This is a genomic window from Pseudoduganella plicata, from assembly GCF_004421005.1.
Lineage (GTDB): Bacteria > Pseudomonadota > Gammaproteobacteria > Burkholderiales > Burkholderiaceae_D > Rugamonas > Rugamonas plicata.
In genome coordinates this window covers 1,447,277-1,459,836 of the sequence record NZ_CP038026.1, presented here as the reverse complement: position 1 = coordinate 1,459,836, position 12,560 = coordinate 1,447,277, and the positions used below count along the sequence as shown (strand labels likewise).

Genomic DNA, 12,560 nt, shown 5'->3' with positions numbered 1-12,560 from the left:
GCGAACAGGAACGGGGGGCGCGGCGGTTACGCCGAAGGCCCCGCCACCTCGACCTTCCCGAAGAACCCGTACTGCAGGCTGGCGGCGATCCGCTTGGCCACCAGCATCAGCTCATCGGCCACCGGCGCCTCAAACAGGCGCCGCGCCGTCGCATTGAACAGATCGAGCCAGCGCCGGAAGTGTTCCAGCGTGATCCCCTCCAGCGTCATGTGCTTGCCGTAGACATTGCCCTGGAAGCCTTTTACACCCAACATCACGTCGCTCCAGAACGCGACCATGCGCGCCAGATGGGGCGCCCAGTCCTCGCCGACGCGCGGCCCGAACGCGGCGGCAAGCAGCGGGTCACGGCGCACGTCCGTGTAGAACTCGTGGAAGAGTTGGGTGATGGAGGCTGGGTCGGGGGCGGCGTACATCGACAGGAGGGATGAGGTCAAAAGCTTATTGTAACGCTTCGTTCCAACGGTCCGATGGCATTACGATCCGTCGTCTCGTGCGTCCCTCTTTACATCGCCTGCGCTCTCGGGCACAGTACGGCGCCGCGCCAGCCGCTGCCCGTACCGCGTATCATCTTCACCCATGCCACCTGCCGTCCATTCCCGTCCCCACATCTTCACGCTCGCCTGGCCCCTGCTGGTCGAACTGGTCCTGGCCGTCGCCATCGGCGTAGTCGGGACCTCGCTGGCCGCGCACATCTCCGATATCGCCGGGGCCGCGTTCGCGATCGCCAACCAGATCTCCGTCACGCTGTTCCTGCTGTTTCGTATCGTCGGTTCCGGCGTCGGCGTCGTCATCACGCAAAGCCTGGGCGGCGGCCAGCGCGAGCGGGCCGACCGGGTGGCGCTGGCGTCCGTCGGGGCCAGCACGTGGATCGGTGCCGTTACCGCGCTGGTCGCGCTGGGCGGGGCGCATGGCCTGCTGGCGCTGCTGCAGACGCCCGCCGACGTGCTGCCGCTGGCCGCGCCGTTCCTGATGGCGCTGGCACCGGCCATGCTGTTCGATGCGTGGAACGCGTCGATGGCGGCCGTGATGCGGGCCCACCTGCGCACCCGCGACACCTTGCTGGTGCTGGTGGCCATGCACGTGTCGCACTTGGCGCTGGCGCTGCCGTTGATGCACGGCTGGGGACCGCTGCCGGACATGGGGCTGCCTGGTTTCGCGCTGGCGCTGGCGTTGAGCCGCGCGCTCGGGCTGGCATTGCACCTGGTGCTGTGGCGCCGGCATCTCGGCATTGCTCCCGTGCGCCGCGACTGGTGGGCGCTGCCGCGCAAGGAGCTGGCCGAGGTGCTGCACATCGGCGTGCCGGCGGCGGCCGAAAATATCGCGTGGCGGCTGTCGTTCATGGCCGCGATGGCGGCCGCCGGGACGCTTGGCGCCCATGCGCTGGCCACGCACGCCTACGTTCAGCAGATCGGATCGATGATCATCGTGTTCAGCCTCGCGACTGCGTTCGCTGTCGAGATCATGGTGGGGCATATGGTGGGGGCAGGCGAGCTGGGGGCGGCCCACCGGCTGGTGCGTACCTCGCTGTACCGGGGGCTCGTCATCAGCGGCATCGTCTCGGGCGGCGTCGCGCTGGCCGGCCCGTGGCTGCTGCGGCTCTTTACGCGCGACTCCTCCATCGTTGCCGAAGGGGCGCTGCTGCTGTGGCTGGGCGTGCTCGTGGAACTGGGCCGCACGTTCAACCTGGTCGTCATCAATGCCCTGCGCGCCACCGGCGACGTGCGCTTTCCCGTGCTGGCCGGCGCCGCGTCGATGGTGCTGGTGCTGGCCGGCGGCAGCTGGATCTTGGCCATCCATTTCGGCCTGGGACTGAAAGGGCTCTACATCGCGTTCGCGGCGGACGAGTGGATCCGCGGACTGATCATGTGGCGGCGCTGGTCGGTGCACGCATGGGTACCGCACGCCCGCGCCGCCCGGCGCAAGCTGCGGCGCTGACGGTCACAGGGCCGGCAGCGTCACCGTAAAGGCAGCACCCTTGCCGGGGCCTTCGCTGCGCGCCTCGATCGAGCCGCCGTGCGCGCTGACCAGGCTGCGGGCCAGCGCCAGGCCCAGCCCCAGCCCGCCCTGCGAGCGGGCGATGCTCTGGTCGGCCTGGGCAAAAACGTCGAAGGCCCGTTCCACGAAATCGGGACTCATGCCGATGCCGTTGTCCGACACCGTGCACGTCACGGCGCCCCCGCACAGGGCAACCGCGACGGCGATCCGGCCCCGGTCCGGCGTGTACTTGGCCGCGTTGTGCAGGAGATTGGCGACGATCTGCACCAGCCGCTTCTCGTCGCCGTTGACGGTGGGCGGGTGCGTGGGCAGCTCGACGTGGACCGTATGGCCGCGCCGGTCCAGCAGCGGGCGCACCTGTTCCAGGGCGCCCGTTACGACCGCACTCATATCGCACGGCCCGGTTTCCAGCTTTACCAGGCCGCGCTTGACGCGCGACACGTCCAGCAGGTCGTCGATCAGGCCGGACATGTGGCGCACCTGGCGCCTGATCACGGCGCTGGCCAGGCCGGTGCGCTCGGGGTCGTTGCGGGAGACGGCCAGCACTTCGGAGGCGGCACCGATGGGCGCCAGCGGGTTGCGCAGCTCGTGTGCTAGCATGGCCAGGAACTCGTCCTTGCGCCGGTCCGTCTCGCGCAGCGCCTGTTCCGAGCGTTTGTGCGCCGTGATGTCGTAGACGATGCCGAGCATGCGAGCGCCCGCGGACTCCTCGCGGTAACTGTTGCCGTGCGCGGCAACCCAGCGCACGGCGCCGTCTGGGTGCACGATGCGGCACTCCATCTGCCACGGCCCGGCCGTGCGCAGCGCTTCCTCGAAGCCGGCCAGCGCGGCGGCGCGGTCTTCGGCGTGGATATGACCCAGCAGGTGGCGCATGTCCCACGGGGGTTGCGGCGTGTCGTAGCCGAAGACGCGGGCCAGCCGCGGCGACGCCGCCAGCAAGCCGGTGGCGGGATCGTAGTCCCAGTCGGCAATCCGGGCCGAATCCAGCGTGAACTGCAGGCGCACGTTGGCCACGCGCAGCGCTTCCTGGGCCGTGCGCATGTCCGTCACATCCAGGCAGCTGCCGACCCATTCCAGCACGCTTTCGCCCGCCATCACGGCCGCGCCACGCGCCAGCATGTGGCGGTACTCGCCGTCGTGCCGGCGCAGCCGGTAGCTGCCGACAAACGGGTGGCGGGCGGCGGTGGCGCCGTGCCAGGCCAGCACCGTCGCGGCGCGGTCATCCGGATGCAGCGCGTCGAGCCAGCCATCGCCTTCGTATTCGTCGAAGACCTGGCCGGTGAAGGCCGACCAGGTGGGATTGACGGTACGGCCGCGGCCCGTGCCGTCCGTATGCCACATCACCGCCGACATGGTCTCGACCAGCGTGCGGTAGCGCGCATCCCTCGCCTGCAGCTCGCGCGCGATCCGGCCCCGCTCGATCGATTCCCAGCACCGTTCGGCGACCGTCTGCACCAGCGACACCTCGTCCGCATGCCAGCGCCGCGGCTGCACGACGTGTATCGCCATCGCGGCCGCGAACCGGCCGTTCTTCAGCACGGGTACGCAGATGACGGCGCGGATCGCGGTCCGACGATAGGCCGCCAGCACCGCCTGCGTGCGCAAATCGGCTTCCGAATCCTCCACCACGTAGGGCAGGCCGCGCCGCATCAGCGCCAGGCATTCCTCGCCGAAGTCGGCGAAACGGTAGCGGCCAACGATGCTGTGCACGCCCGCGTTGTAGTCGCCGGTCAGGTTGAACGTGTCCTCATCGGCTTCCACGTCGGCATACGCGCAGCGGTTGACGTCGAGGTGCCGGCCCAGCATGGCGGCGGCGGCAAGCGGAATGCCGGCGACGTCGTTCAGGTTGCGGAAGCGGTCGTCGATGCGCTGCAGCAGCCGGTAGCGGCGATTGCGCCGGGCGCGCACGCGGGCACCGTTCAGGCTTGCTTGGATACGGGCGGCCAGCGCTTCGGACGTGGCCACGGACAGGTCGACCACGTCGTCGAACTCCACCAGCGATGTGACGTGGCCCAGCGCATCGACCGTGCGGGCCAGCGCCACCATGGCGCAGTCCTGCAGGGCAGGGTCGGTACGCAACGCGGACAGCGCCGCCGCGTCGGCGCCGGGCAGCACCACCAGCAGCAGGTCGGGCCGGGCATGCCGCAACGTCCGACCGTCCAGCGACAGCTGGATGCGCAGGCGCAGGCCGGGCAGCCCGTGCAGCACGCGCGCGACGTCGTGGCCGGCGCCCAGCAGCACGACGTTGCTGACGGTCTGGCTTGCGGGTTCGGAATGGTCGGCTGCCGCCATAACTGGAGTCAAGTGGCGGGCGCGCGGAGCGCGGTGCCGGGAAGTGGATGACAGGAGCGATTATCCTTCATCGGCATATGTCATTGCAAACACTGCAACGTTGGGTGCGTGGCCTGCAGGGGTGCGGTGCAGATGGTACGATGGCAAAACAACAAAACCACAGGAGTTGATCGTGTCCACCCGTCCCTTCGTCCCCCCTGAACGCTTTGACGATCCGGCCGCCGCGCTGGCGCATGTGAAAGCACTTTACGACGGCAGCATCCGCCACCTGCGCGAAGCGCTGCAGCGCTTCGTCGAAGGCGAGACGCCGGCGGAACACGTGCGCGCCTGCTACCCGTTCGTACGGGTACAGAGCGAGACGTTCGCGCGCGCCGATTCGCGCCTCGCATTCGGCTTCGTGGCCGGTCCCGGCACGTTCGAGACGACACTCACGCGGCCCGACCTGTTCGCCCGCTATTACCATGAGCAGTTCCGGCTGCTGCTGACGAACCACGGCCGCCAGCACATGCAGCTGGAAGTGGGCCTGTCGTCGCAGCCCATCCCCGTGCATTTTTCGTTTGCCGAGCACGATCACATCGAAGGCAGCCTGCCGCTGGAACGGCGCCAGCTGATGCGTGACGTGTTCGACCTGCCCAACCTGGCGGCGATGGACGACGGCATCGCCAACGGCACGTTCGATCCGGCGCCTGGCGAAGCGCTGCCGCTGTCGCTGTTTACCGCGCCGCGCGTCGATTATTCGCTGCAGCGGCTGCGCCATTACACCGGCACGTCGCCGGAACACTTCCAGAAGTTCGTGCTGTTTACGAACTACCAGTTCTATATCGACGAATTCGTGCGGCTCGGCCATGCCATCATGAGCCGGGAAGCGGTCAGCGACGACGATGCCTATGTCGCCTTCGTCGAGCCGGGCAATATCGTCACGCGCCGCGCCGGCCAGCCGGAACAGCCGGGCGACGGCATCGGCGCGCCGCTGCCACGGCTGCCGCAAATGCCGGGCTACCACCTGATCCGCGCCGACGGCACCGGCATCAGCATGGTCAATATCGGCGTCGGCCCGGCCAACGCGAAAACCATCACCGACCATATCGCCGTGCTGCGCCCCCACGCGTGGCTGATGCTGGGCCACTGCGCGGGGCTGCGCAACACGCAGCAGCTGGGCGACTATGTGCTGGCGCACGGCTACGTGCGCGAGGATCACGTGCTGGACGAGGATCTGCCGCTGTGGGTGCCCGTGCCGGCGCTGGCCGAGGTGCAGGTGGCGATCGAGGCGGCGGTGGCGGAAGTGACGCAGCTGACGGGCCACGACCTGAAACGCGTGCTGCGCACCGGCACGGTGGCCAGTACCGACAACCGCAACTGGGAGCTGCTGCCGCAACGCACCCCGGAGCGGCGCTTCTCGCAAAGCAGGGCGGTGGCGCTGGACATGGAAAGCGCGACGATCGCCGCCAACGGCTTCCGCTTCCGCGTCCCCTACGGCACCTTGCTGTGCGTCTCGGACAAGCCGCTGCATGGCGAAATCAAGCTGCCGGGCATGGCCAACCAGTTCTATCGCGACCGCGTCGACCAGCACCTGCGCATCGGCATCCGCGCGATGGAGATGCTGCGGGCGCTGGGTGTCGACCGGCTGCACAGCCGCAAGTTGCGCAGTTTTGCGGAGGTGGCATTTCAATAACCGCGGGACAGGCACCTTTTTCGGGCTCCGCCTGAAAAAGGGTGCCTGTCCTCGGCATTTTCTAAGGTTCCAGGATCCCGCGCTTGATCGCAATCGTGACCGCATGCGTGCGGTCGCGCGCGCCCAGCTTGGCCAGCACGGTACTCATGTGCGCCTTGACGGTTTCCTCGGCAATGCCCAGTGCCAGTGCCACGCGCTTGTTGGAGTTGCCGTGGGCGACAAAGCGCAGCACTTGCGCCTCGCGGGCGGACAGCGTGTCGGCATCGATGTGCGCCGCCAGTTCGACGGCGATTTCCGGCGGGATGTGGCGCTGGCCGGCATGCACCTTGTCGATGGCGTCGCCCAGTTCCGTGCGCAGCACGCTTTTCAGCAGGTAGCCCATGGCGCCGGATTTCAGCGCGCGCAGCACCTGCACGTCGCCCTTGTACGTCGTCAGCACGATCAGGCGGGCCTGCGGCGCCAGCGCGCGGATCGCCACGATGGCATCGAGCCCGCCCATGACGGGCATCTGCAGGTCCATCAGGGTGACGTCCGGCTGGTGGCGCACGAACTGTTCGACCGCCTCGCGGCCATCGGCCGCTTCGGCCACCAGCTGGTAGCGCCCGCTGACGGCCAGCACGGCGGCGATCCCTTCGCGCATCAGGGGATGGTCGTCCACGACCATGACGCGTATCCGTGCGGGGCAGGGCCGGAACGCGTCCTCCAGTTCATCCATGTCAGTGCCGTACAGTGAATAGAGAAGGCATCTTACACCGCCCCCCCCCGCAGCCGGGTATGGCGGCGTCCCCTTCCCCTTTCGGGGGAGTGGCGCGGGCTTGTTCGTCGACGCCGTCAGCCGCCTGGACGATGCTGGCGCGGCGCTTGCCCGCGCTGCGCGTCCTGGCCGCCGGCCGGCAGACATTGCAGGCCGATGGCGAGGCGGTCCTGCGCGTGGCGCGGCATGTGCGCAGGACGGAGACGCGCTGCGAACGCTGACGGCTCCCACGCCAACCTGGCGACCCTGTCCCGCGACGCGCCCATGCGTGCCACCCGGCGCCTGTCCGCGTCCCTGGCATGGGGCAGGGCCCTGTTGCCTTTGCCGACCGGTCCCGCGCTGACGGCGCTGCGCTGCTTTCCATCCTGGTTTGCGCTGGCCGATGCCGTCGCGCTGCTGCCGGCGTATGGCATCGCGCCTGAGGAAGTGGTCGACTGCCTGGCCACGCTGGCCACGCATTCGCTGCTGATCGCCGCTACGGCCGCGGTCCCTGCGCGCTACCGCGTGCTCGCAATGACCGGCGCCTGAACGTCACCACCGGCGCAGCGGCGAACCATCAATCTGTTACGCCGTTCGATACCAAAAAAAGTATCGCAACTGCGCAAAAATTGATTGGATAGAATTGCTTCCCGACCCTAAGATGCAAATTGAGCAAAGCAGTTACAAAACTGCATCATAACTATAAGACATCGGAGACCTATGAAGACCATCCCTTCGGGCCGTTCCGCGCCCAAGTCCTGCCCTTCAGCTTTGAAAGCCACCGTTGCGGTGCTGGCCGCTGCCGGCGTGCTGAGTAGCGCCTCTGTCTGGGCGCAGCAGGGCGTCGCCGTCCAACCGGGCGCGCAAGACAGCGCAGGCGCCAGCCCAGCCGGGGCGACCGGCGCGGGCGACGCCGTCGCGCAGACCGGCGCCGTGGTCACCGTCACCGGGATACGCAGCGCGGCACGCAACGCGCAGGCGTTCAAGCAGAATAACGAACAGGTGGTGGACTCCATTGTCGCCGACGACATCGGCAAATTCCCCGACAAGAACGTGGCCGAGATCCTCGGCCGCATCACGGGCGTGCAGATCATCCGCGAAGCGGGCGAGGCGGGCAACGTCGTCATTCGCGGCCTGCCGGGCGCCGTCACGCTGCTCAATGGCCGCGAGATGTTCTCGGCGGTGAGCCGCAGCCTGTTCCTGGCCGATATCCCGACGACGATGCTGTCGCGCCTGGACGTCTACAAATCGCAGGGTGTGGACATGGTCGAAGGCGGCACCGCAGGCGTCATCGACGTGCGCACGAATCGTCCGTTCGACTTCAAGGGCTACACCGCCAGCCTGATGGGCCGTGCCGAGAACCGCGACAAGTCCAGCGCCACCGATCCGCAGCTGTCCGGCATGGTGTCGAACCGCTGGAAGACGGCGTACGGCGAATTCGGCGCGCTGCTGGGCTACTCGTACCAGCGCGGCCGCTACCAGGACGAAGCCGCGTGGGTAGGCATCCCGCTGTCGATCGAGAACGGCCTGACGGGCCCGGACACCATCGGCCGTACGATGACCGGGGGCGACCGCAAGCGCTGGGCCGGCAACGGCGTGCTGCAATGGCGCCCCAACTCGGACGTGGAAGTGTTCGCGGAGGTGATCAACACCCGCATCGAGCATGATGCGCAGACCAACTTCTTCCTTGGCCAGCTGCCGCTGAACAAGGGCGCGACGATCGCCACCGTGCCTGGCACGAACTACCTGCAGTCGATCTCGAAGGACGGCGCAGACCAGTGGACCCTGAGCTCCACGCAGGGCCGCCGCCAATATTCGCGCACGACTCAGGCCGCCACTGGCGCCACGTGGGACGTCAACGACCGGCTGCGCCTGAAGACGGAGCTGGCACGCACCACCAGCAAGTTCCGCAACCAGAATCCGATCGTCGATATCGTCGGCTACATGCCCAACGTCTCCGGCAGTATCGATAACGGCGTCGGTTCCATCACGTATCCGGGTTCCGACATCACGACCGGTTCCAACTTCTTCCTCGAGAAATTCTTCGACCAGCACGGCCACGACGAAGGCAGCTCCACCGATTGGCGGCTCGATGCCATATACGAGCCGGCGAACAAGGGCTTCTTCCGCGAGTTCTCGGGCGGCGTGCGCATCGCCAAGCGCCGCGCGACGTCGATTCACGGCATCGAGGGCTCCGTGAATCATCCTGGCGCGTATTCGCCGAACCAGGTGATGATCAACTCGATCCCCGGCTTCACGTGCCTGTCGCCGGCCACCGCCGGCAATTACGGCATCGCGCAGTTTCCGATCCCGTGCGCCGGCTACCTGCTGAACAACACGAGCGACCTGCGCCAGACCTTCACGGGGACGACGACGCCCAATCCCGAAGACCCGCTGTCGTACTACGCCGATATCGAGAAGACGCAGGCAATCTACGGCAAGGCCGATATCGCGTTCGACGCATGGTCGGTGCCGGTGGACGGCTCGGTGGGATTGCGTGCGGTGCGCACGGAGCAGGACCTGCGCGGCAATTCGCTCATCAACAACGCGGTGGTCGGCGCCAGCACGAAGACGACGGGCACCGATTACCTGCCGAACGTGGCGTTGCGCGCCAGGTTCCGCGACGACCTGCAGGCCCGCTTCACCTGGGGCAAGGCCACGCAGCGTCCGGCGTTCGTCGACTTCAATCCGGGCCTCGTGCTGCACGCGGCGGGCAATACGACGCTGGCGACCGGCACGTCGGGCAACCCGAGCCTGAAGCCCATCGAGAGCAAGAACATGGATGCGTCGCTGGAGTGGTACTTCGCGCCGACCGGCTCCGTGACGGGCACCGTGTTCTCGCACGAATTCAAGAACTACATCCGCCGCAAGTCCACGCCGGAGACCTACGATGGCATCACCTATGACGTGAGCCGCCCGTACAACACGAGCGACGGCAAGCTCGAAGGCGTCGAGATCGCGTACAAGCAGTTCTACGACTGGCTGCCGGGCTGGCTGAGCGGTTTCGGTGTCGAAGCGAACGGCACGTATACGCATGGCGGCCTGACGGAGCCGGACGGCAAAGTCAACAGCTTTGCCGGCATGTCGAAGTGGGCGTACAACCTGATCGGCCTGTACGAGCGCGGCGACTGGTCGGCTCGCGTGGCCTGGAGCTGGCGCTCGCGCTTCGTCTCCGAGTATGCTTACCGCGCCTCGCAATATGACCTGGTGGTCGATCCGATGAAGTCCCTGGATGCGTCGGTCACGTACAAGCTGACGAAGAACGTCAGCCTGACGGTGGACGGCACCAATCTGACGGACTTCAAGTACAAGGATTACCACTCGGTGCCGCAACTGGCGCGCGACATCCGCCGTTACGACCGCACCATCGGCGTGGCGCTGCGCTGGAAGAATTGACGTTGTAACACGGTTGCAGTGAAAGAGGGGCGCTGGCCGGTCGACGGCCGGCGCCCCGCGGTCCTTCTGATTGGATAGACGATGCAAAAATTATCGACGGTTGAAAAAGTAGGCTTTGGCGCGGGCGACATGGCCCTGAACGTGGTGATCTCGTCAATGATGCTGATCATCACCTTCTTTTATACCGACATCTACGGCCTGCACACGGAGGACCTGGCGCTGCTGTTCTTCGCCGTCAAGGTGATCGGCGCCGTCGCCGATCTGGTGATGGGGCAGATCACCGACCGCTTTACCAACCGCTTCGGCCGCTACCGACCATGGCTGCTGTTCCTGGCCGTGCCGTACGGCGTTTCCGTGTTCTTCGTCTTCAGCACGCCAGACTGGGGCTATGACGCCAAGGTGGTCTGGGCCTATTCCACCTACATCATGATGACCCTGATGACGGCCGGTGTCGGTATCCCGTACATTTCGCTGATCAGCGGCCTGACGAGCGACCCGCAGGACCGCCTGTCCGCCAACGGCTACCGGCTGTTCTTCGCCAAGATCGGCGCGTTCATGGTCACGATCATCGTGCCTCTGCTGGCCAAGGCGTGGGGCGGTGGCAATCCCGCCATCGGCTACCAGGCCGCGATGGCCGTGATGGCACTCATGGGCGTCGTGCTGTTCCTGTTCTGCTTCTTTTCGACCGAAGAGCGCGTGCATCACGTGGTGGAGCGCCAGCCCTTGCTGGACCAGCTGAAGGTGCTGCTCAAGAACGACCAGTGGCTGATCCTGTGCGGCGCCTGCGTGACCGGCACGATCGGCTATGTCGTGCGCGGCTCGGTTGCCATGTACTACGCCAAGTATTACCTGGGCGGCAACGAGGCCGTCGTGTCGGCCTTCCTGTCCACCGGCGTGGCCGCCGCGATCCTGTCGATGGTGGCCTCCACGTGGATCACGAAGTCCTATTGCAAGGTCAAGCTGTTCCGCAATTCGCAGGTCGTCGTCGCGCTGCTGAGCCTTGCGATCTACCTGTTCGTCAAGCCGGGCGACGTGGTGCTGGCCTTTATCCTGTACTTCGCGCTGTCGTTCATCGTCGACCTGCATGCGCCCGTGTTCTGGTCCGCCATCGCGGAGACCATCGACTATGGCCAGGTCAAGACGGGCACGCGCGTGTCGGGCTTCGCTTTCGGCGGCATCTCGGTCTGCCAGAAAGCGGGCATGGGTATCGCCGGCGTGCTGGTGGGCGTGCTGCTGACGCATTTCCAGTACCAGCCCAACGTGGCGCAAACGCCGCTGGCGTTGACGGGCATCGCGCTGATGCTGACGGTGATCCCGGGCTTCTTCCACCTGGTGATGGGGCTCCTGATGTTCCGCTACCGCATCAGCGACGAATACTACGGCACCGTGAAAGCCAAGATGCGCACGCATGGCTACGCGGCCGGCTGAACGCTTTATCTGTTTTGAATGGAGAACGAATTGTCCGAAGTCCTGCAACCCCTGATCGAGCAACGCGCCGATCCCTATATCTATCGTCACACGGATGGCTATTATTATTTTACGGCGTCGGTGCCCCAGTACGACCGCATCGAACTTCGCCGCGCCAAGACCATCGAAGGCCTGGCCAGCGCGCAAACGCGCGACGTCTGGCGCAAGCCCGATACGGGTCCTTACTCGGAGCTGATCTGGGCGCCGGAGATTCACTTCAATCAGGGCGCCTGGTACGTGTACTTTGCCGCGGCGCCCAGCCGCGAGATCAAGGACAAGCTGTTCCAGCATCGCATGTACGCCATCCGCAACGAGAGCGCCAATCCGCTGGAAGGGACCTGGGAATTCATGGGCCAGGTCGACACCGGCATCGACAGTTTCTGCCTGGATGCGACAACATTCACGCACAAGGGCCAGCTGTACTACCTGTGGGCGCAGAAGCACGAGGACATCGAGGGCAACTCGAACCTGTACATCGCGCCGATGAAGACGCCGTGGCAGATCGAGGGCGAGCCGGTCATGCTGAGTAAGCCAGAGCACGACTGGGAATGCCAGGGCTTCCTCGTCAACGAAGGTCCGTCGGTACTGAAAAAGAACGGCAAGATCTTCATCAGCTACTCGGCCAGCGCCACGGACCACAACTACGCCATGGGCCTGTTGTGGGCGGATGAAAATGCCGACCTGCTGGATCCGGCGTCGTGGCACAAATCGGAAAAGCCGGTGCTGCAGACGTGCTTCGAACACAAGGTCTACGGCCCTGGCCACAACAGCTTCACGGTGGCCGAAGACGGTTCAACCGTGCTCCTGGTCTATCATGCGAGGACTTATACTGAAATCGTGGGCGATCCGCTGTGGAATCCGGACCGCCATACGTTCGTCAAACCCTTGCGCTGGGACGCTTCGGGCATGCCGGATTTCGGCCGCCCGTCCATCGCCTGAGCGGCCGCCGGCAGGTGCCGGCGCTCGTCATGGGCAGCCGGCGCTGAGAACAAGAAACGGAAACGA

10 protein-coding genes are annotated in these 12,560 nt (G+C 66.2%); 7 read left to right on the top strand and 3 right to left on the bottom strand.

Features of this window, described 5'->3' with window-relative positions:
* Window positions 1-26 precede the first annotated feature (26 nt).
* Window positions 27-434 (bottom strand): group III truncated hemoglobin, encoded by a 408-nt coding sequence (locus tag E1742_RS06330; RefSeq protein WP_229466569.1) that lies wholly within the window; start codon window positions 432-434, stop codon window positions 27-29.
* A 142-nt stretch (window positions 435-576) separates the two neighbouring features.
* Here E1742_RS06330 and E1742_RS06325 point away from each other — a divergent pair, with 142 nt between their 5' ends.
* Complete coding sequence (locus E1742_RS06325; RefSeq protein ID WP_134384053.1) at window positions 577-1,935, top strand: MATE family efflux transporter; 1,359 nt, start codon at window positions 577-579, stop codon at window positions 1,933-1,935.
* Window positions 1,936-1,938: 3 nt separating this feature from the next.
* Here E1742_RS06325 and E1742_RS06320 read toward each other — a convergent pair whose 3' ends face one another.
* Window positions 1,939-4,287, bottom strand: coding sequence for a sensor histidine kinase (locus tag E1742_RS06320; protein WP_134384052.1), 2,349 nt, complete (start codon window positions 4,285-4,287; stop codon window positions 1,939-1,941).
* A 169-nt stretch (window positions 4,288-4,456) separates the two neighbouring features.
* Between E1742_RS06320 and E1742_RS06315 the strand changes: the two genes are divergently transcribed.
* Window positions 4,457-5,959, top strand: a complete 1,503-nt coding sequence (locus E1742_RS06315) for an AMP nucleosidase (RefSeq protein ID WP_371860228.1) — start codon at window positions 4,457-4,459, stop codon at window positions 5,957-5,959.
* A gap of 61 nt (window positions 5,960-6,020) precedes the next feature.
* Here the strand turns inward: E1742_RS06315 and E1742_RS06310 are convergent, their stop codons facing one another.
* Window positions 6,021-6,674: a response regulator gene (locus tag E1742_RS06310; RefSeq protein WP_134384050.1), complete on the bottom strand. Its 654-nt coding sequence runs from the start codon at window positions 6,672-6,674 to the stop codon at window positions 6,021-6,023.
* Between the two features lie 59 nt (window positions 6,675-6,733).
* On the opposite strand from E1742_RS06310, the gene E1742_RS06305 reads away from it, so the two are divergent.
* The 5 genes from E1742_RS06305 (at window position 6,734) to E1742_RS06285 (ending at window position 12,494) form a co-directional block, all read left to right on the top strand.
* Window positions 6,734-6,934: a hypothetical protein gene (locus E1742_RS06305; protein WP_134384049.1), complete on the top strand. Its 201-nt coding sequence runs from the start codon at window positions 6,734-6,736 to the stop codon at window positions 6,932-6,934.
* Between the two features lie 43 nt (window positions 6,935-6,977).
* A complete protein-coding gene (locus E1742_RS06300; RefSeq protein ID WP_134384048.1) occupies window positions 6,978-7,241 on the top strand; it encodes a hypothetical protein in 264 nt (87 codons plus the stop codon).
* 171 nt (window positions 7,242-7,412) lie between these two features.
* Window positions 7,413-10,088: a TonB-dependent receptor gene (locus tag E1742_RS06295; protein ID WP_134384047.1), complete on the top strand. Its 2,676-nt coding sequence runs from the start codon at window positions 7,413-7,415 to the stop codon at window positions 10,086-10,088.
* An 81-nt stretch (window positions 10,089-10,169) separates the two neighbouring features.
* Complete coding sequence (locus E1742_RS06290; RefSeq protein ID WP_134384046.1) at window positions 10,170-11,516, top strand: MFS transporter; 1,347 nt, start codon at window positions 10,170-10,172, stop codon at window positions 11,514-11,516.
* 30 nt (window positions 11,517-11,546) lie between these two features.
* Complete coding sequence (locus E1742_RS06285) at window positions 11,547-12,494, top strand: glycoside hydrolase family 43 protein (protein ID WP_134384045.1); 948 nt, start codon at window positions 11,547-11,549, stop codon at window positions 12,492-12,494.
* The last annotated feature ends 66 nt before the right edge of the window (window positions 12,495-12,560 follow it).